Annotated in this window: 18 protein-coding genes; 11 read left to right on the forward strand and 7 right to left on the reverse strand. The window is 73.3% G+C overall.

Translation table 11 applies throughout. The features are described from left to right. Positions 1 to 72 precede the first annotated feature (72 nt). Positions 73 to 666 carry an isopentenyl-diphosphate Delta-isomerase gene (gene idi / locus ACFVST_RS01295; RefSeq protein WP_390145623.1) on the forward strand — a complete coding sequence of 198 codons (594 nt, stop codon included), beginning with the start codon at positions 73 to 75 and terminating at the stop codon, positions 664 to 666. Here the strand turns inward: idi and ACFVST_RS01300 are convergent. Next, positions 632 to 1,204: an ATP-binding protein gene (locus ACFVST_RS01300; RefSeq protein WP_390145625.1), complete on the reverse strand. Its 573-nt coding sequence runs from the start codon at positions 1,202 to 1,204 to the stop codon at positions 632 to 634. The two genes, idi and ACFVST_RS01300, sit on opposite strands and share 35 nt — an antisense overlap. Before the next feature lie 248 nt (positions 1,205 to 1,452). Here ACFVST_RS01300 and ACFVST_RS01305 point away from each other — a divergent pair, with 248 nt between their 5' ends. The 4 genes from ACFVST_RS01305 to ACFVST_RS01320 all read left to right on the forward strand — a co-directional run bounded on the left by ACFVST_RS01305 (position 1,453) and on the right by ACFVST_RS01320 (position 6,143). Next, positions 1,453 to 2,244 carry an enoyl-CoA hydratase/isomerase family protein gene (locus tag ACFVST_RS01305; protein ID WP_390145627.1) on the forward strand — a complete coding sequence of 264 codons (792 nt, stop codon included), beginning with the start codon at positions 1,453 to 1,455 and terminating at the stop codon, positions 2,242 to 2,244. A 63-nt stretch (positions 2,245 to 2,307) separates the two neighbouring features. After that, the gene (locus ACFVST_RS01310; RefSeq protein ID WP_390145628.1) at positions 2,308 to 2,445 is read left to right on the forward strand and encodes a hypothetical protein; all 138 of its coding nucleotides are present in this window, start codon (positions 2,308 to 2,310) and stop codon (positions 2,443 to 2,445) included. A 184-nt stretch (positions 2,446 to 2,629) separates the two neighbouring features. Then, positions 2,630 to 5,104: a Tex family protein gene (locus ACFVST_RS01315; RefSeq protein WP_390145630.1), complete on the forward strand. Its 2,475-nt coding sequence runs from the start codon at positions 2,630 to 2,632 to the stop codon at positions 5,102 to 5,104. An 88-nt stretch (positions 5,105 to 5,192) separates the two neighbouring features. After that, positions 5,193 to 6,143, forward strand: coding sequence for an FAD-dependent oxidoreductase (locus tag ACFVST_RS01320; RefSeq protein WP_390145631.1), 951 nt, complete (start codon positions 5,193 to 5,195; stop codon positions 6,141 to 6,143). Positions 6,144 to 6,159: 16 nt separating this feature from the next. On the opposite strand, the gene ACFVST_RS01325 is transcribed toward ACFVST_RS01320, so the two are convergent. Beyond that, the gene (locus tag ACFVST_RS01325) at positions 6,160 to 7,089 is read right to left on the reverse strand and encodes an oxygenase MpaB family protein (RefSeq protein WP_390145633.1); all 930 of its coding nucleotides are present in this window, start codon (positions 7,087 to 7,089) and stop codon (positions 6,160 to 6,162) included. 153 nt (positions 7,090 to 7,242) lie between these two features. Here ACFVST_RS01325 and ACFVST_RS01330 point away from each other — a divergent pair, with 153 nt between their 5' ends. Continuing rightward, complete coding sequence (locus ACFVST_RS01330; RefSeq protein ID WP_390145635.1) at positions 7,243 to 7,974, forward strand: MerR family transcriptional regulator; 732 nt, start codon at positions 7,243 to 7,245, stop codon at positions 7,972 to 7,974. An 80-nt stretch (positions 7,975 to 8,054) separates the two neighbouring features. On the opposite strand, the gene ACFVST_RS01335 is transcribed toward ACFVST_RS01330, so the two are convergent. The 4 genes from ACFVST_RS01335 to ACFVST_RS01350 all read right to left on the reverse strand — a co-directional run bounded on the left by ACFVST_RS01335 (position 8,055) and on the right by ACFVST_RS01350 (position 13,966). Continuing rightward, entirely contained in the window at positions 8,055 to 10,226 is a 2,172-nt protein-coding gene (locus ACFVST_RS01335; RefSeq protein WP_390145637.1) for a 3-hydroxyacyl-CoA dehydrogenase NAD-binding domain-containing protein, read from the reverse strand. A 41-nt stretch (positions 10,227 to 10,267) separates the two neighbouring features. Then, positions 10,268 to 11,482, reverse strand: a complete 1,215-nt coding sequence (locus ACFVST_RS01340) for an acetyl-CoA C-acetyltransferase (RefSeq protein WP_390145639.1) — start codon at positions 11,480 to 11,482, stop codon at positions 10,268 to 10,270. Between the two features lie 87 nt (positions 11,483 to 11,569). Next, positions 11,570 to 12,712: an acyl-CoA dehydrogenase family protein gene (locus ACFVST_RS01345; protein WP_390145726.1), complete on the reverse strand. Its 1,143-nt coding sequence runs from the start codon at positions 12,710 to 12,712 to the stop codon at positions 11,570 to 11,572. 60 nt (positions 12,713 to 12,772) lie between these two features. Then, positions 12,773 to 13,966, reverse strand: a complete 1,194-nt coding sequence (locus ACFVST_RS01350) for a CaiB/BaiF CoA transferase family protein (RefSeq protein ID WP_390145642.1) — start codon at positions 13,964 to 13,966, stop codon at positions 12,773 to 12,775. 181 nt (positions 13,967 to 14,147) lie between these two features. Between ACFVST_RS01350 and ACFVST_RS01355 the strand changes: the two genes are divergently transcribed. From ACFVST_RS01355 to ACFVST_RS01370, 4 genes are all read left to right on the forward strand, one after another. Beyond that, a complete protein-coding gene (locus ACFVST_RS01355) occupies positions 14,148 to 14,597 on the forward strand; it encodes a DUF523 domain-containing protein (protein WP_390145644.1) in 450 nt (149 codons plus the stop codon). Between the two features lie 150 nt (positions 14,598 to 14,747). Beyond that, a complete protein-coding gene (locus ACFVST_RS01360) occupies positions 14,748 to 15,974 on the forward strand; it encodes a saccharopine dehydrogenase family protein (RefSeq protein WP_390145646.1) in 1,227 nt (408 codons plus the stop codon). A gap of 104 nt (positions 15,975 to 16,078) precedes the next feature. Next, the gene (locus ACFVST_RS01365; RefSeq protein ID WP_390145647.1) at positions 16,079 to 16,756 is read left to right on the forward strand and encodes a DUF6232 family protein; all 678 of its coding nucleotides are present in this window, start codon (positions 16,079 to 16,081) and stop codon (positions 16,754 to 16,756) included. After that, positions 16,756 to 17,109 carry a hypothetical protein gene (locus ACFVST_RS01370; protein WP_390145649.1) on the forward strand — a complete coding sequence of 118 codons (354 nt, stop codon included), beginning with the start codon at positions 16,756 to 16,758 and terminating at the stop codon, positions 17,107 to 17,109. The genes ACFVST_RS01365 and ACFVST_RS01370 overlap by 1 nt, the downstream gene beginning before the upstream one ends. 44 nt (positions 17,110 to 17,153) lie before the next feature. On the opposite strand, the gene nfi is transcribed toward ACFVST_RS01370, so the two are convergent. Next, positions 17,154 to 17,885, reverse strand: coding sequence for a deoxyribonuclease V (gene nfi / locus ACFVST_RS01375; RefSeq protein WP_390145651.1), 732 nt, complete (start codon positions 17,883 to 17,885; stop codon positions 17,154 to 17,156). 51 nt (positions 17,886 to 17,936) lie between these two features. Between nfi and ACFVST_RS01380 the strand changes: the two genes are divergently transcribed. Continuing rightward, on the forward strand, positions 17,937 to 18,236 hold the full coding sequence (locus ACFVST_RS01380) for a YciI family protein (protein WP_390145653.1): 300 nt from the start codon (positions 17,937 to 17,939) through the stop codon (positions 18,234 to 18,236). Positions 18,237 to 18,288: the final 52 nt, after the last annotated feature.

Below are 18,288 nucleotides of genomic sequence, written 5' to 3' on the forward strand. Positions count from 1 at the left end.
GTCCGGACAGCCTGCTGCGGGCCGTCCCGGTGCGGCAGACTGGGGATTTCGAGACCGAATCGAAGGATGGGTATGCCGACCACACCTGCCACCGCGGAGAACCTCTCGTCGAACGGCACCTCCGGCGCGATCCTGCTGGAGCTGGTCGACGAGGACGGCAAGACGATCGGCACCGAGGAGAAGCTCAAGGCCCACCAGCCGCCCGGCCTGCTCCACCGCGCCTTCTCCGTCTTCCTCTTCGACGAGCAGGGCCGGCTGCTGCTCCAGCAGCGCGCCCTCGGCAAGTACCACTCCCCCGGTGTGTGGTCCAACACCTGCTGCGGGCACCCGTACCCGGGTGAGGCGCCGTTCGCCGCGGCGGCCCGGCGCACCTACGAGGAGCTGGGGGTCTCGCCCTCGCTGCTCGCGGAGGCGGGCACGGTGCGCTACAACCACCCGGATCCGGAGTCGGGCCTGGTGGAGCAGGAGTACAACCACCTCTTCGTCGGGCTGGTGCAGCAGGAGCTGCGGGCCGATCCCGAGGAGATCGGGGCGACCGCCTTCGTGTCGGCGGCGGAGCTGGCCGAGCGGCACAGCCGGGATCCGTTCTCGGCGTGGTTCCCGACGGTGCTCGACGCGGTGCGCCCCGCGGTCAGGGAGCTGACAGGTCCGGCCGCGGGCTGGTGAGTCCGGCGGCGGCCGGGTCCAGCGGCAGCGCCGCCCAGATGATCTTCCCGCCGCCCGCGGTATGTTCCACGTCGCAGGCCCCGCCCGCCTCCCGGGTGATCTCCCGGACCAGCAGCAGGCCGCGGCCGCCGGTCTGCCCCGAGTCGGCCTCCAGCGCGGACGGCCGGTAGGGGTGGTCGTCCTCCACCGACACCCGCACCCACTCGGCGCCCACGCCGACCTCCACCGCCAGCATCGGGGAGAGCAGCGCGGCATGGCGTACCGCGTTGGTGACCAGCTCGGAGACGATCAGGAGCAGGCCCTGTACGACCTCGTCCGCGGCGGGCACCCGCTGGCGGGCCAGCAGATCGCGGACGGCGTGCCGGGCCTGCGGTACGGAGGAGTCGGCGGCGGGGGCGGTGAAGCGCCAGACCCCCTCGTACGGCAGGGGTGCCGCCGGTCCCGGCGGTGCCCCGCCGGTGTCCTGCGGGTGTGCAAGACTTCCCCACCCTCCGCTGTCCATCGTCCGGTTTCCGCCCTTGCGCTCGATTGTCACCACATGACGAGTGTGGGGATGCATACGGGCACACCGGACAACTGACCAGAACTATCCGGTTATTCGGTGATTGCCGACCGTTGCTGACAGATCACCTTGGGGCTGCGACCACTTGGGGTGGCATCAGGGTCGTACGGCGCTCATCGGCTTGTCGTGCCGGGCGCCGGTACGCGGGTGGCGCACGCCCCCCGGTGCGCCGGTCCGTCCCGCCGGGCGTCGGGCACCGAAGGGCGGCGGATAGCATCCGGCGCATGGAGCCCGAGCTGCTGGACACCGTCGCGGACGGTGTCGCCACCGTCGTGATCCGCCACCCCGCCAAGCGGAACGCCATGACCACCGCGATGTGGCGCTCGGTGCCGCCGCTGCTGGACCGGCTGGCCGCCGACGACGAGGTCCGCATCCTGGTGCTCACCGGCGAGGGCGGCACCTTCTGCGCCGGTGCCGATATCTCCACCCTGCGCTCGGTGCCGGACTCCCCGCCGGACGCACCACCCGGCGCCCGCGATCCGCAACTCCTGTCGGTGCTCGCGGAGGAGGCACTGGCCGCGTTCCCCAAGCCGACGCTGGCGGTGGTGCGGGGGCACTGTGTGGGCGGCGGCTGCCAGCTCGCGGCCGCCTGCGATCTGCGGTTCGCCGCCGAGGACGCGCTCTTCGGGGTGACCCCGGCCAAGCTCGGCATCGTCTACTCGGCTTCCTCCACGGCTCGGTTGACCGCGCTGGTGGGTCCGGCGACCGCCAAGTACCTGCTGTTCTCAGGGGAGTTGGTGTCGGCTCAGCGGGCTTTGCGTACCGGGCTGGTGGACGAGGTGCTGCCGGGGGACGAACTCGGCGCGCGGGTAACGGAGTTCACCTCTGTCCTGGCGGCGCGGTCGCAACTGACACAGGCCGCGGCGAAGGAGTTCACCGCCGGGCGGGCGGACCGGGCGCCGCACTGGGAGCGGCAGGCCCGGCTGAGCGGTGAACGGGAGGAGGGCGTCACCGCGTTCCTGGAGCGCCGCACCCCCCGCTTTACCTGGGCCCCGTCCCACGACCCGGCCCCCTGACACGTCAACCGGCCCACCAGGGCCGCCCTTTCCGGCGTACCGCCCGTCAGTAACGTGTCGCCGGTGAGCGACCCTCGCCCCGAGCGCACCGTCCGGCGGTGCCCTGCGCCGCTCAACGCCCTGCACTCCGCGCACTACTTCGCGCCCGAACTCGGCGCGGAACTGGCGGCGATCGGTATCGAGGACCCGTCCGCGGCCTAGCTCGCCGCCCGCGCCGCCCCGTGAACTGGTGAGGCCTCGTGGTGGCGGCGGGTGCCTTCCCGAGGGGCATCGTGGGCAAGCGCTGAGGGCGTGCGGGGGCGCGCCCCGGGGGCCCGGCTGACCCGCGCTGTCGGTGCCGCCTGCCACAATTGCCGCGCAACCCAGTGGAGAAGGCGGTACGGGAGTGACAACACCCCTGGCATCCAGGTCGTCCGAGGCCGGGTCCATCGAAGGCAGGATCGCCGAGGAGCTCGGCGTACGGGAGCGGCAGGTGAAGGCCGCCGTGGAGCTGCTCGACGGCGGTTCTACGGTGCCGTTCATCGCCCGGTACCGCAAGGAAGCCACCGAGATGCTCGACGACGCGCAACTGCGCACGCTTGAGGAGCGGCTGCGGTATTTGCGCGAGCTGGAGGAACGGCGTGGCGCCGTACTGGACTCGGTGCGTGAGCAGGGCAAGCTCACCGAGGAGTTGGAGGCGCAGATCCGGGGCGCGGCGACCAAGGCGCGGCTGGAGGACATCTATCTGCCGTTCAAGCCCAAGCGGCGCACCAAGGCGCAGATCGCCCGCGAGGCGGGTCTGGAGCCGCTGGCCGACGGCCTGTTGACCGATCCCTCGGTGGATCCGCAGGCCGCGGCGGCCGCCTTCGTCGACGCGGAGAAGGGCGTGCCGGACGCGCAGGCCGCGCTGGACGGGGCACGTGCGGTGCTCACCGAGCGCTTCTCCGAGGACGCGGATCTGATCGGGGAGCTGCGGGAGCGGATGTGGACCAGGGGCCGGCTGGCGGCCCGGGTCCGGGACGGCAAGGAGGAGGCGGGCGCCAAGTTCGCCGACTACTTCGACTTCGCCGAGGCGTTCACCGAGCTGCCCTCGCACCGGGTGCTCGCCATGCTGCGCGGCGAGAAGGAAGAGGTGCTCGACCTGGTCCTGGAGCCGGAGGAGCCCACCGCGGACGGCACCCCGGCCGAGCCCTCCGGGTACGAGGCGGCGGTCGCCGCGCGCTTCGGTATCGCCGACCGCGGCCGCCCCGGGGACCGCTGGCTGGCGGAGACGGTGCGCTGGGCCTGGCGCACCCGGATCCTGGTGCACCTCGGGATCGATCTGCGGCTGCGGCTGCGTACGGCTGCCGAGGACGAGGCGGTGCGGGTCTTCGCGGCGAATCTGCGGGATCTGCTGCTGGCGGCGCCGGCCGGTACCCGCGCCACCCTCGGCCTCGACCCCGGTTTCCGTACCGGGGTGAAGGTCGCGGTGGTGGACGCCACCGGCAAGGTGGTGGCGACGGATGTGATCCACCCGCATGTGCCGCAGAACCGCTGGGACGAGGCGATCGCCAGGCTCGCCGCGCTGGCGAAGGAGCACGCGGTGGAGCTGATCGCCATCGGCAACGGCACCGCCTCCCGGGAGACCGACAAGCTGGCCGGTGAACTGCTGGCGAAGCACCCGGAGTTGAAGCTGACCAAGGTGATGGTGTCGGAGGCGGGCGCCTCGGTGTACTCGGCGTCCGCGTTCGCCTCGCAGGAGCTGCCGGACATGGATGTGTCGCTGCGCGGCGCGGTGTCCATCGCCCGGCGGCTCCAGGACCCGCTGGCCGAGCTGGTGAAGATCGACCCCAAGTCCATCGGGGTCGGCCAGTACCAGCACGACCTGTCCGAGGTGAAGCTGTCCCGGTCGCTGGACGCGGTGGTCGAGGACTGCGTCAACGGCGTCGGGGTGGACGTCAACACGGCCTCCGCGCCGCTGCTGGCCCGGGTCTCCGGTATCGGCTCCGGCCTCGCCGAGAACATCGTGGCGCACCGCGACGGCAACGGCCCGTTCCGCTCCCGCCGGGCCCTCAAGGACGTCTCCCGCCTCGGTCCCAAGGCGTACGAGCAGTGCGCGGGCTTTCTGCGGATCCGCGGCGGGGACGACCCGCTGGACGCCTCCAGCGTGCACCCCGAGGCGTATCCAGTGGTGCGGAGGATGGCCGGGAGCGCCGGGGGTGATGTGGCGGGCCTCATCGGCAGCACCGGCGCCCTCCGCTCGCTGCGCCCGGAGGACTTCGTGGACGACACCTTCGGGCTGCCCACGGTCACCGACATCCTCCGCGAGCTGGAGAAGCCGGGCCGCGACCCGCGCCCCGCGTTCCGTACGGCGAGCTTCCGGGAGGGCGTGGAGAAGCTGTCGGACCTGGAGCCGGGGATGGTGCTGGAGGGTGTGGTCACCAATGTGGCCGCGTTCGGCGCCTTCGTGGACATCGGGGTGCACCAGGACGGGCTGGTGCATGTCTCCGCCATGTCCAGGACGTTCGTCAAGGACCCACGGGATGTGGCGAAGCCGGGCGACATCGTCCGTGTGAAGGTCCTCGATGTGGACATCCCGCGGAAGCGGATCTCGCTGACGCTGCGGCTGGACGACGAGGCCGCGTCCGGGCAGGACGGCGGCGCCGAGCAGGGCGGGTCCGGTCGCGGCGGCGGCCGTCCGCCTCAGCAGCGGCAGCAACGCCAGCAGGGACGGCAGCAGCAAGGGCGGCAGGGCCAGGGTGGCGGCCGCCAGCGTCAGGGCGGACGCGGTGGTGCGGGCGGCGGTGGCGGGCGTCCGGCCCCGGCCCCGGCGAACAGCGCCATGGCCGACGCCCTGCGCCGCGCGGGGCTGGTCGACCCGAAGCGGGGCGGCGGCCGCTGAGCCGAGGAGGATGAGGGGCGGGCTCTGTCACGGGGTCCGCCCCTCGGCCGTCTCCCGTTTGGGGTGCCCGGCGGGTTACGGTCCGCTGATGGACGCTGAGGTGATCGTGGTGGGCGGTGGCGTCATCGGGCTGACCACCGCTGTGGAGTTGGCGGAGCGCGGGCGCCGGGTCGCGGTGTGGACGCGGGAGCCGCCGGGCGGGACGACGTCCTCGGTGGCCGGCGCCCTGTGGTGGCCGTACCGGATCGAACCGGAGGCGAAGGTCGGCGGCTGGGCGGTGGAGTCGCTGCGGGTCTTCGAGGAGCTGGCGGCGGATCCGGGGGCGACCGGGGTGCGGCTGGTGCCGGGCGTCCATGCCGGGGCCCGGCTGTCGAGGTTGGGCCGGTGGGCGGCCGAGGTGCGGGAGCTGCGGGCGGCCACCGCGGCGGAGTGTCCGGGCGGCGGTCTGTGGGCACGGCTGCCGCTGGTGGACATGCCGGTGTATCTGGCCTGGCTGGAGGACCGGCTGCGGGCGGCCGGGGGCACCGTGCTCCGGCGGACGCTGGACAGCCTGGACGAGGCCCTGGCCGAGGCGCCCACGGTGGTCAACTGCTCGGGTATCGGGGCCCGTTGGCTGGTGCCGGACGAGTCGGTGCGGCCGGTGCGGGGGCAGGTGGTGCTGGTGGAGAATCCGGGCGTCGACACCTGGTACGCGGACGCCGATTCGGCCGGCGCGGCCACCACGTACTTCTTCCCGCAGCCCGGACGGCTGCTGCTGGGCGGCACCGCCGAGGAGGACGTGTACCGGCCGGAGCCGGACGAGCGGACCGCCGCGGAGATCGTGGCACGCTGCGCCCGGGTACGGCCGGAGCTGGCGGACGCCCGAATCCTGGGCCACCGGGTGGGCCTGCGCCCCGCCCGGCCCGCGGTCCGCCTGGAACGCGAAGTACGGCCCGACGGCCGGGCCTTGGTCCACCACTACGGCCACGGCGGCGCGGGCGTCACCGTCTCCTGGGGCTGCGCACGGGAGGCGACACGGCTGGTGGTGGAGGCGGTCTGAGGGGTGCGGCCGACGGTCAAGTCCCCGCAGTCCGGGGGCGGTTGGGGGCGTCGCCGGTGGACGTCGCCCGGTGGGCGGTGCGGGCGCGGCGGGCGGCGGGGAGGTAGCGGAGGCGTTCCGGGAGCCGGGGTACCAGGAGGGTGAGGCAGCGGCTGAGGTGGCGGAGGCGGCGTTCCTGGCGCGGGGTCCAGGGGAGGCCGAGGGTGGTGCGGGCGTCGGGTGGGAGCAGGCCGAGGATGATGAAGCGGCGGAAGTGGCCGGCCGGCCGTCGCAGCAGCGGCCAGAGGGCGCGCAGCGGCAGCAGCAGCGCCCGCGGCCCGCGGTCCGGGGGCGGCACCGGAAGCCCGGCGTCGACCAGGTCGCGGACGACGGGCGTCGCCTCCAGCTCGGGCAGCATCCGGCGGTAGTAGGGCCAGAACTCCTCGACGCTGCCCGGCATATCGCCCTCCCGCAGCCCCAGTACGCGGCCCACCTGGAGCCACTCCGCGTAGACCCGGCGTTCCTCCTCGGGTGTGTAGGGGCGCCCGTAGAGATAGCGGCGGCAGTGGTGGAAGACGGGGAAGCCGGTGGCGTGCACCCAGGCGTAGGTGGCGGGGGTGAGGGCGCGGTAGGGGCGGCCGCGGGTGTCGGTGCCGCTGATGGTGCGGTGCAGGGCGCGCAGCCGGCGGCCCTCCTCGGCGGCGGCCGGTCCGCCGTACACCCAGAGCAGGACGGAGCGCAGGGAGCGGGCGCCGCGGCCCCAGGGGTCGGTGCGGTACACGGAGTGCTCGGCGACGCCCGCGCCGACGGCGGGGTGGGCGACCTGGAGGGTGAGGGCGGCGGGCAGGGCGAGCAGCATCCGGATGTCGCCCGCGGAGTCCCAGAGGATGCCGCCGGGCTCCGGTGGCAGGGGCTCCGCCTCCCCGGTGCGCCCCGGAAGTCCTCCGCCGCTCTCGGCCTGTGCCACCGCGCCCACCTCCTGCGTCTCAGTATGCGCGGGACGGGCGGGGCAGGTGAGCGGGGGCGGGGCGGGGGTGCAGGGGGTGGGCGGTGTCTTTCACAGTGTCGGTGCGACAGCAATACTGTTGCACCGGACACCACCGTGGAAGCGAGGAGCCTCATGACGACGGGCACCACCCCTCAGCCGACGCTCACCGTCGATGAGCTGGCCGCACGCGCCGGGGTGACCGTACGCACCATCCGCTTCTACAGCACCCGCGGTCTGCTGCCGCCGCCGGAGATCGGTCCCCGCCGGGTGGGGCGCTACGGGGAGGAGCATCTGGGGCGGCTCGCCCTCATCGAGGAGTTGCGGCAGCAGGGCATGACACTGGCCGCCATCGAACGCTATCTGGAGCAGTTGCCGCCCGGCCTCGACGCGCGTGAACTCGCCCTGCACCGGGCCGTGGTGGCGTCCTGGGCGCCGGACTCCTCGGTGCAGGAGAGCACGGCGGCGCTGTCCGAGCGGGCCGGGCGGAAGCTGTCCGCAGAGGGTCTGGAGCGGCTGGCCGCGATGGGTGTGCTGGCCCCCGGCGACACCGAGGGCACCCACCGGGTGGATCTGGGGCTGCTCCGGCTCGGCCTCGAACTGCTGGACGTGCCGCTGGCGCACGAGGCGATACTCGCGGCCCGCGGGGTGCTGCTGGACCACGCCCGGCAGGCGGCGGCCGAACTGTCCCGGCTGTTCCGGGACGCGGTGGGCGAACCGGGCACGGGCGACGGGGCGGGGCCGGGCCGGGTCGACGAGGTGCGCTCGCTCTCCGCCCATATGCAGCCCCTGGTGGTCCAGGCCCTGGCCACCGCCTTCCAGCGCTCACTGCGCGAGGAAGTACGCGAGTGGCTCCGCAAGGAGTGAGCCCCGCTTCAGGAGAGCAGTGCTCACTCCTCGCGCAGCCGTCAGCAGCCGTCAGCGGCGGTCAGCAGCCGTCGCCGGCGTCAGTCGTGGAAGGTCTCCCCCGCCTCCGTCTTGGCCAGCAGCAGTGCGGGGGGCTGGAAGCGGTCGCCGTAGCGGTCGGACAGTTCCCGGGCGCGGGCTACGAAGCCGGGGAGTCCGCCCTCGTAGCCGTTGATGTACTGGAGGACGCCGCCGGTCCAGCCGGGGAAGCCGATGCCGAGGAGGGAGCCGATGTTGGCGTCGGCGACGGAGGCCAGGACGCCTTCCTCCAGCAGCCGTACCGTGTCCAGCGCTTCCGCGAAGAGCATCCGCTCCTGCATGTCGCGGAACGGGATCTCGGTGCCGGGGACCGTGAAGTGCTCCCGGAGGCCGGGCCACAGCCGGGTCCGCTTGCCGTCCTCGCCGTACTCGTAGAAGCCGGCGCCGCCGCTGCGGCCGGGGCGGCCGAACTCGTCGATCATCCGGTCCAGGACCCGCTCCGCGGGGTGCGGGGTCCAGGTGCCGCCGGACTCCTCGACGGCCCGCATGGTCTCCAGGCGGATCTTCCGCGGCAGGGTGAGGGTCAGCTCGTCCATCAGGGAGAGGACCTTCGCCGGGTAGCCGGCCTGGGCGGCGGCCTGTTCCACGGAGGCGGGCTCGATGCCCTCGCCGACCATCGCCACGCCCTCGTTGATGAAGTGGCCGATGACGCGGGAGGTGAAGAAGCCGCGGGAGTCGTTGACCACGATGGGCGTCTTGTTGATCTGCCGCACCAGGTCGAAGGCGCGGGCCAGGGCCTCGTCGCCGGTGTGCTCGCCCTTGATGATCTCCACCAGGGGCATCTTGTCGACGGGTGAGAAGAAGTGCAGCCCGATGAAGTCCCGCTGCCGTTCCACGCCTTCGGCGAGCAGGGTGATGGGCAGGGTGGAGGTGTTGGAGCAGAGCAGTGCGTCAGGCTCGACCAGGTGCTGGATCTCCTGGAACACCTTGTGCTTGAGGGAGGCGTCCTCGAAGACGGCCTCGATCACCGCGTCGCAGCCGGTGAGCGCGGCCGGGTCCGCGGTGGCGGTGATCCGGGCGAGCAGCGCGTCGGCCTTCTCCCGGGTGGTGCGCCCGCGGGCCACGGCCTTCTCGCAGAGCTGCTCCGAGTAGCCCAGGCCCTTGGCGGCGGCCTCCTCGGTGACGTCCTTGAGGACGACGTCGATCCCGGCGAGGGCGCAGGTGTACGCGATGGCGGCGCCCATCATCCCGGCGCCGAGCACCGCCGCCTTGCGGACCGTGCGCCGCTCGATCTCCTTGGGGCGGCTGGCACCGGAGTTGACCGCCTGGAGGTCGAAGAAGAAGGCCTGGGTCATGTTCTTGGAGATCTGGCCGGTGACCAACTCGGTGAAGTAGCGCGCCTCGATGGTGGCGGCGGTCTCGAAGTCGACCTGGGAGCCCTCGACCGCGGCCGCGAGGATGTTGCGGGGCGCCGGATAGGGGGCGCCGCCGGTCTGCTTCTTCAGGTTGGCGGGGAAGGCCGGCAGGTTGGCGGCGAACTTGGGGGTGGCCGGGGTGCCGCCGGGGATGCGGTAGCCGGGGCGGTCCCAGGGCTGCTGCGACTCGGGGTTGGCGTCGATGAAGGCCCGCGCCTGCGCCAGCATCTCCTCCGGGGTGCCGGCCACCTCGTGCACCAGCCCGTTCTCCAGGGCGCGCCGCGGGTTGTACTGGTTGCCCTGGAGCAGCACCTTCAGCAGCGCGTCGGCGATGCCGAGCAGCCGTACGGTGCGTACCACTCCGCCGCCGCCGGGGAGCAGGCCGAGGGTGACCTCCGGGAGGCCGATCTTGGAGCCGGGGGTGTCCAGGGCGACGCGGTGGTGGCAGGCGAGCGCGATCTCGTAACCGCCGCCCAGGGCCGCGCCGTTGAGGGCGGCGACGACCGGCTTGCCGAGGGTCTCGATCCTGCGCAGATCGCGCTTGATGCCGACGCCGGTCTCGAAGGCCTGCTGGGCGTTCTCGGGGGTGACGGCGACGAGTTCGCGCAGGTCGCCACCGGCGAAGAAGGTCTTCTTGGCGGAGGTGACGATCACGCCGCGGATGGTGTCGCGTTCCGCTTCGAGGCGGTCGGCGATGGCGGTGAGGGAGGCCTTGAAGGCCTGGTTCATGGTGTTGGCGGACTGGCCGGGGTCGTCCAGGACGAGGGTGACGACTCCGGTGCCGTCCTGCTCCCAGCGGATGGTGGTGCTCTCGGTCATGGCTAAGGCTCCGTAAGAGGGGTGTGCCGGGGGCGGGGCGGTCAGAGGCGTTCGACGATGGTGGCGATGCCCATACCGCCGCCGACGCAGAGGGTGGCCAGTCCGTAGCGCTTGTCCTGGCGCTCCAGTTCGTCGACGAGGGTGCCGAGGATCATCGCGCCGGTCGCGCCGAGCGGGTGGCCGAGGGCGATGGCGCCGCCGTTGACGTTGACCTTGTCGAGGCTGAGGCCCATGTCGCGGACGAAGCGCAGGACGACCGCGGCGAAGGCCTCGTTGATCTCCACCAGGTCGATGTCCTCGATGGTGAGCCCGGCCTTGGCGAGGGCCTTGCGGGTGGCGGGCGCGGGCCCGGTCAGCATGATGGTCGGCTCGGAACCGGATACGGCGGCGGACACGATCCGGGCCCGCGGCCGCAGCCCGTAGCGCTCGCCGGTCTCGCGGGAGCCGATCGCCACCAGGGAGGCGCCGTCCACGATGCCGGAGGAGTTGCCCGCGTGGTGGACGTGGTCGATGCGCTCGACCCAGTGGTACTTCTGCAGCGCGACGGCGTCGAAGCCGCCGAGTTCGCCGATGTCGGCGAAGGACGGCTTGAGGGAGGCCAGCGAGTCGGCGGTGGTGCCGGGCCGCAGATGCTCGTCCCGGTCGAGGACGGTGAGGCCGCTGCGGTCGCGCACCGGCACCACGGAGCGGTCGAAGCGGCCCTCCTTCCAGGCCTGGGCGGCGCGCTCCTGGGAGAGGGCGGCGTACTCGTCCACGTCGCGGCGGGTGAAGCCCTCCACGGTGGCGATCAGGTCGGCGCCGATGCCCTGCGGGGCGAAGCCGGTCTCGAAGCCGGTCATCGGGTCGGCGAACCAGGCGCCGCCGTCGGAGGCCATCGGCACCCGCGACATGGACTCCACGCCGCCCGCGAACACCAGGTCCTCCCAGCCCGAACGCACCTTGGCCGCGGCCAGGTTGACGGCTTCCAGACCGGACGCACAGAAGCGGTTCTCCTGGACGCCGGCCACGGTGTCGGGCAGGCCGGCGGCGATGGCCGCGATCCGGGCGATGTCGGAGCCCTGGTCGCCGACGGGGCTGACCACGCCCAGCACGATGTCGTCCACGGCGGCCGGGTCGAGGTCGGGGAACCGCTCGCGCAGTTCGTGGATGAGGCCGACGACCAGGTCGATGGGCTTGGTGCCGTGCAGGGACCCGTTGGCCTTGCCGCGGCCGCGCGGGGTGCGGATCGCGTCGTACACATACGCTTCGGTGCTCACTGTCGGTGCCTTTCGTGATGGTGGGGCGTGTATGTGGGGCGGCCCGGGGCCGGGCGGGCGGCGGCGGGTGGGCGCCGGGGGCCGCGGTCAGGCGAGCAGGGAACGGCCGATGATCTCCTTCATGATCTCGGTCGTGCCTCCGTAGATGGTCTGGACGCGGCCGTCGGTGAAGGCCTTCGCGACCGGATACTCGTTCATGTACCCGTATCCGCCGTGCAACTGCAGGCAGCGGTCGGCGGCGCGCTTCTGGAGTTCGGTGGCCCACCACTTGGCCATCGAGGCGTGCACCGCGTTCAGGCGGCCTTCGGCGTGGTCCTCGATGCAGCGGTCCAGGAAGCTTCGGGTGACGGCGCACTCGGTGGCCAGCTCGGCGATCTCGAAGCGTATGTGCTGGTGCTTGGCGAGCGGCCGGCCGAAGGCCTCGCGCTCCTTGACGTAGCGGATGGTGATCTCCAGCAGGTGCTCGGCGGCGGCGATCCCGGCTACGGCGATGGCGATCCGCTCCTGCGCGAGGTTGGTCATCAGATGACCGAAGGCGCCGTTGAGCTCCCCGAGCAGGTTCTCCTTGGGGACGCGCACATCGGTGAAGGACAGTTCGGCGGTGTCCTGGGACTTCTGGCCGATCTTGCCGAGGTTGCGGCCGCGTTCGAAGCCGGGCGTTCCGCGCTCCACGACCAGCAGGGACAGGCCGTGCGCGCCGCCCTCGGGGGTGGTGCGGGCCACCACCACGACGAGGTCGGCGAGGATGCCGTTGGAGATGAAGGTCTTGGCGCCGTTGAGCAGCCAGTGGTCGCCGCGGTCCTCGGCCCTGGTGCGGATGCCCTGGAGGTCGGAGCCGGCGCCGGGTTCGGTCATGGCGATGGCGGTGATGGTCTCGCCGGAGCAGAAGCCGGGCAGCCAGCGCCGTTTCTGCTCCTCGGTGGTGAGGGAGGTCAGATAGGGGCCGATGATGTCGTTGTGCAGTCCGATGGCGAAGCCGGGGGCGCCGGCGCGGGTGAACTCCTCGGCCAGGACAGCGCTGTAGCGGAAGTCGGGATTCCCGCCGCCGCCGTACTCCTCGGGGACGGCGAGCCCGAGGAGGCCCTGCCGGCCGGCGGCGAGCCAGGCCGCGCGGGAGACGATGCCGTCCTTCTCCCACTGCTCGTAGTACGGCAGCACCTCCTTGGCAAGGTAGGTGCGCACGGTCTCGCGGAAGGCGTCGTGCTCCGCGGTGAAGATCCTGCGGTCCATGGGCATCGGGCGTGGTGTCCTTCGTGGGATGGGCGGCGGTTCGGGGCGCGTCGCGGACCGTCAGGGCGCGGGGGTACCGGCCGCGGGCCAGTCGGGCAGGCCCCAGTCCCGTACGACGTCGGCGGTACCGTCTCCCGGCTGGGCGGGCGGGGTGCGTACGGCGGTGGGGGTGGCGGAGAAGCGGGGGGCGGGGGCGGGCTGGGTGAGGCCGCCGTGTTCGGTGAAGGTGCCGCGGGCCGCGAGATGCGGGTGGGCGGGCGCCTCCCGCAGCGAGAGCACCGGCGCCACACAGGCGTCCGAGTCGGCGAAGACCTCCGCCCACTCGTCCCGGGTCCGGGTGGCGAAGCGGTCCGCGACGGCCTGCCGCAGCTCGGGCCAGCGGCCGATGTCCTCCCGCGGCGGCGCCGACTCGTCCAGCCCCAGCAGCTCGCAGAACTCCCGGTAGAACTGCTCCTCCAGCGCCCCGACCGCCATATGGCCGCCGTCCGCGGTGCGGTAGCAGCCGTAGAACGGGCTGCCGCCGTCGAAGAGGTTGGCGCCGCGGCGGTCCTGCCAGGCGCCGGCCGCGAGCATCCCGTGGATCATCGAGGACAGATGCGCGGTGCCGTCCACGATGGCCGCGTCCACCACCTGCCCGGTACCGGTGGCACGGGCGTGGTGCAGGGCGGCGAGCACTCCGACGACGAGATAGAGGGAGCCGCCCGCGTAGTCCCCGAGGAGGTTGGCGGGGGGAGGCGGCGGGGTGCCGGGGGTGCCGATCATGCCGAGGGCGCCGGTCACCGCGATATAGCCGATGTCGTGCCCGGCGCGCTCGGCGAGCGGACCGTCCTGGCCCCAGCCGGTCATCCGCCCGTACACCAGCCGCGGATTGCGGGCGAGGCACAACTCGGGCCCCACACCGAGCCGTTCGGCGACACCCGGGCGGTAGCCCTCGATCAGTACGTCCGCCCGCTCGGCCAGATCGAGCAGCCGGCCCGGGCCCTCGGGGGACTTGAGGTCGAGCAGCACCGAGCGCTTGTTGCGGTTGGTGACGTCGTACCGCGGATCGATGCCGAGGCCGGGGCCGCCGGGGCGATCGACCCGGACCACGTCGGCGCCGAGGTCGGCCAGCAGCATCGCGGCGAACGGGCCGGGGCCGATACCGGCCAGCTCCACGACCCGCACACCGGTGAGCGGACCGGCGTGCGGCGGTTCCGGTTCCGCGCGGCGGGTGGCCGTCCTGTCCGTCCCGGCCGCCCTGTCCGTGTTCGTCATCTGGTCCCCCGGGGGTCGCGGCGCCCGTGCCGGGCCTGTATGTGACACCAGTGCTGTAACACTGGTGATGTTAAGAACACGTTCCAGTTCGCACAAGGCCTGGCGGCCCCCGATACCGGGCCGCCCACCGGGCTCCCGGGACCGCCCGCCCGGCACACCCCGCCCCGCTACCCTGGCCGGTATGGACTCCATCCTGGTCAGCGCCTGCCTGCGGGGCGTTCCGTGCCGCTACGACGGCCGCGACAAGGCGGTACCGGAACTGGCGGAGGCGATCGGCGACCGCAGAGCCTTGCCCTTCTGCCCCGAGGTCGCCGGAGGTCTGGCCACGCCCCGGCGCCCCGCGGAGATCGTCGGCGGCGACGGGCATGACGTCCTGGACGGCACGGCCCGGGTGGTGACGGACACCGGGGAGGATGTGACGGCGGAGTTCGTCGAAGGGGCGCGGCGCGCACTGGCGGCGGCTCAGCGTGGCGGCTGCACCGAGGCGGTCCTGATGCCGCGCAGCCCGTCCTGCGGCCGCGGCGAGATCCACGACGGCACCTTCGACGGCACCCTGCGCCCCGGCGACGGCATCACCGCGGCGCTCCTCGAACGCCACGGCATCACGGTCACGGCGGCGCCCGGGGTTTGACGGACACCCGCCCCAACTCCCCGGCCCCGTCGGGGGCTTCGGCAGCGCCGGCGCGGACTCCCCCACCCGGCTCACGCGCCCGCTCATCCCCATGCGCTGCCCCACGCCAGCCTCGGCCACCGACGGCGCGGTACCGGAAGGACGGTCGGCATGAGCAGGCGGGACGGCACACAGGGGACGGACACCGCGGGCACGGGCGGTTCGGCGCGGGAGTACGACGTGGTGCTCTACGGGGCTACCGGGTTCGTCGGTGCGCTCACCGCGGAGTACCTCGCCGCGCACGCGCCGCGGGACCTGCGCTGGGCGCTCGCCGGCCGCGGCCTCCCCCGGCTGGAGCGGCTGCGGGCGGAACGCCTCGCGCCCGGCCACCCCCACACCGCCGACCTCCCCCTCCTCACCGCCGAGGCCGACGACCCCGCCGCGCTCGCCGAACTCGCCCGCAGCGCAAGGGTGGTGGTGAACTGCGCCGGCCCCTACATCCACCACGGCCAGGCCCTCGTAGCCGCCTGCGCCGAGGCCGGTACGGACTACCTCGACCTGGCCGGTGAGCCGGAGTTCGTCGACCTGATGTATGTACGGCACGACGCGCGGGCCCGGGAGACGGGGGCCCGGCTGGTGCACTGCTGCGGCTTCGACTCGGTGCCGCACGACCTCGGAGTGCTGTACACCGTGCGGCAGTTGCCGCCGGACGTGCCGCTGCGGGTGGACGGCTTCGTCCGGGTCGGCGCCACCTTCTCCGGCGGCACCCTCGCCTCCGCGCTCACCGCCGCCTCCCGCGGACGCCAGACCCTGGCCGCCGCACGCGACCGCCGCCGCCACGAACCCCGGCTGGTGCACCGCCGCGTCAACACCGCACCGCCCACGCCCCGTTACGCCCCGGAGGTCGGCGCCTGGGCCCTGCCGCTGCCCACCGTCGACCCCGAGGTGGTACGCCAGTCGGCCCGCGCCCTGGAACGCTACGGCCCCGACTTCCGCTACCGCCACTACGCCGCGGTACGCCGACTGCCGGTCGCGGTCGGCTGGGTGGCCGCGGTGGGCGCCCTGGTCACCGCCGCCCAGATCCCTCCGGTACGCCGCGGTATCTCCGGCCGGCTCGCCCCCGGAGAGGGGCCCAACGAGGGGCGCCGGGCCCGCAGTTGGTTCTCGGTCCGCTTCGTCGGGGAGGGCGGCGGACGCCGGGTGTTCACCGAGGTGTCCGGCGGCGACCCGGGCTACGGCGAGACGGCGAAGATCCTCGCCGAGGCGGCACTCAGCACGGCCCTGGACGACCTCCCCGACACCGCGGGCCAGGTCACCCCCGCCACCGCGATGGGCGACGCCCTCACCACCCGCCTCCGCTCCGCCGGCATCACCTTCCGCGTCGCCGCCCACCGGTGAACGTCACCCCCGACCCGCCCGACTTTGGCCTGAACTCCCTTATGCAGCAGGGTTTCTGACGGTTAGTCTGCCGGGGCGCAGGACTTTCGCCGAAGGGAGCTCAGGTGACGCAGACCGGGCCCGCGGACCCTCCGGGGAACACCCCGCCCACTCCCGCCGGACCACCGCCGACCACTCCCCCACCGCCGCGCGTGCCCCCGGTCGCCAAGCCGCGCCCGGACGTGCCCGCGCCCCCGGCGAGCGAGCCGATCATCGGGCTCGAACTGCGGGTCGGCAAGCGCCTGCTCTGGGTCGGCGGCGCCTACTACCCGTTGCAGAACGTCGCGCGGGTGTACACCTCCACCCTCCGTCCCCGCCGTAAGGACGCCACCATCCGCTTCTTCAAGCGGCTGCTGTTCCTCCTGCTGGGCGCCGCGTTCCTCGCGCTGGTGGGCTCGACGGTGGAGCGGTCCGGTGAGAACGTCGGCTCCCAGATCACCGTCCTGGTCGCGGTCGCCGGGGGCGCGGCCCTGATCTACTTCGTGGCGGACCTGCTCACGGTACTCAGCGCGCCCACCCACTTCGTACTCGCGGTCGACACCAACGGCCTCTCCACCGCCGTGGTGACCAGCCCCGAGCCCGCCCAACTCCGGCGCCTCGCCCAGCAGATCGCCGACGCGATCGAGAATCCAGAGGCCGAGTTCACCATGCGAGTCGAGAGCATCCTGTACAGCCCCAAGAACTACTACTTCGGTGACAACGTGAACATGTACGGCAACGGCAATGTGGGGATGGCGAGTTGATGGGCGACGGCGGTCAGCACCACTACTACGGCGACCACGTCACGATGCACGGCAGCGGCAACACCGGCATCGACAAACGCGGCACCCAAGTCCAGTCGCCCGCCCCGGAGTTGCAGCAGGCCCTGCACGAACTCCGCGCCCTGGTGGGCGAGTTGCGCGGCGAGGTCCCCCGGTCCGAATCGGACACCCTGGACGACGCGCTGCCCGCGCTGCGCCCCGGCGCCGATGTCCCGCAACCCGTGCTGCGCCGAGCGCTGGACGCCGTCGCCAGGACCGCCTCCGCCGCGAACACCCTCGGCCCGCCCGTCGTCGAGGCCGTCAACCGGGTACTGGGCCTGCTCGGCGGCCACTGAACGGCCCCTGGTCCAGGCTGTGTTGAGGCCGCGCCAGTTCCCCGTCAGGCTTCGGCGGTGGTCTTCAGGGTGGCGCGGCAGAGGGCGTCGGCGCGGCGGGTGGTCTCGGGCAGGCGGTAGCGGGGTGTGAGGGCCAGGGTGTGGGCGCGGGCCGCGGCGAGACTGACCCGGTGCCCGGTGGAGACGTAGACCGGCTTCACCCCGTCCCGGGTGCGCAGTGCGCTGCCGACCACCTCGCCGCCGTCGAGCAGATCGGCGGCGGACCCGCGGACCGCGGGCGGTTCGGCGTGGGTGAAGCGGAACGGGTTCTTGGCGACGCCGATGGTGGGCAGCCCGGTCAGCACCCCGAGATGGCTGGCGAGCCCGAACCGCCGGGGGTGGGCGCGGCCGTATCCGTCGCACACCACCAGGCCGGGCCCGTGGTGCAGCGCGCCCAACGCGGCCAGTACGGCGGGCAGTTCACGGAACGCCAGCAGCCCCGGCACGTAGGGGAAGGTGACGGGGCCGATCGCGGTGGCCTCCTCGACCACGGCGAGGTCTGCCGCGTCGAGCACCACGGCCGCCGCGGCCACCACGTTCCGCTCGTCGTCATAGGCCACGTCGACCCCGGTGACCAGCCCCCGCCCGGGCTCCGGCCCCTCGTCCGCCTCCACGACCTGAGCCCGCAGCCGGTCCTGTACCGCTCTGGCCTCGGCCTCGGTGACGGGCCAGCCATCGGGCACGGGCGCGGGCTGCGGGGCGGGAAGCGGCGTGGGGCTCGGAGGCGGGGTGCTCATGGTGGTGCCGAGGGTACGCGGGGTACGCGGCACCGGGTTAGGCTCACGATCATGTTCGTACTGGAACTCACCTACACCAGACCGCTGGAGGCCGTCGACGCCGTGCTGGACGAGCATGTGGCGTGGCTGAAGGCGCAGTTCGAGAAGGGGATCTTCCTCGCCTCGGGCCGTAAGACGCCGCGGGACGGCGGGGTGATCCTCGCGGTCGGCGCCGACCGGGCCGCGATGGAGGCACTGGCCGCGACCGACCCGTTCTCCCTCGCCGGGGTGTGCGAGTACCGGATCACCGAGTTCACCGCCCATACGACCGCGCCCGCCCTGGCCGGGTACCGCGAGCAGCCGCCCGCCTGAGCGGCCGGTTCCGGCGTGGGCGGGGGTCCCGGGGGCGGCTTCCGGGGGGCGG

It is taken from the genome of Streptomyces sp. NPDC058045 (assembly GCF_042885635.1).
Taxonomy (GTDB): domain Bacteria; phylum Actinomycetota; class Actinomycetes; order Streptomycetales; family Streptomycetaceae; genus Streptomyces.

Excerpts from the sequence above, each read along its gene's own strand:
- ACFVST_RS01355 (WP_390145644.1), top strand. The coding sequence starts at position 14,148 with ATGGACTCCATCCTGGTCAGCGCCTGCCTGCGGGGCGTTCCGTGCCGC.
- ACFVST_RS01320 (WP_390145631.1), top strand. The coding sequence starts at position 5,193 with ATGGACGCTGAGGTGATCGTGGTGGGCGGTGGCGTCATCGGGCTGACC.
- ACFVST_RS01330 (WP_390145635.1), top strand. The coding sequence starts at position 7,243 with ATGACGACGGGCACCACCCCTCAGCCGACGCTCACCGTCGATGAGCTG.
- ACFVST_RS01360 (WP_390145646.1), top strand. The coding sequence starts at position 14,748 with ATGAGCAGGCGGGACGGCACACAGGGGACGGACACCGCGGGCACGGGC.
- nfi (WP_390145651.1), bottom strand. The coding sequence starts at position 17,885 with ATGAGCACCCCGCCTCCGAGCCCCACGCCGCTTCCCGCCCCGCAGCCC.
- ACFVST_RS01305 (WP_390145627.1), top strand. The coding sequence starts at position 1,453 with ATGGAGCCCGAGCTGCTGGACACCGTCGCGGACGGTGTCGCCACCGTC.
- ACFVST_RS01370 (WP_390145649.1), top strand. The coding sequence starts at position 16,756 with ATGGGCGACGGCGGTCAGCACCACTACTACGGCGACCACGTCACGATG.
- ACFVST_RS01335 (WP_390145637.1), bottom strand. The coding sequence starts at position 10,226 with ATGACCGAGAGCACCACCATCCGCTGGGAGCAGGACGGCACCGGAGTC.
- ACFVST_RS01345 (WP_390145726.1), bottom strand. The coding sequence starts at position 12,712 with ATGGACCGCAGGATCTTCACCGCGGAGCACGACGCCTTCCGCGAGACC.
- ACFVST_RS01350 (WP_390145642.1), bottom strand. The coding sequence starts at position 13,966 with ATGACGAACACGGACAGGGCGGCCGGGACGGACAGGACGGCCACCCGC.
- idi (WP_390145623.1), top strand. The coding sequence starts at position 73 with ATGCCGACCACACCTGCCACCGCGGAGAACCTCTCGTCGAACGGCACC.
- ACFVST_RS01380 (WP_390145653.1), top strand. The coding sequence starts at position 17,937 with ATGTTCGTACTGGAACTCACCTACACCAGACCGCTGGAGGCCGTCGAC.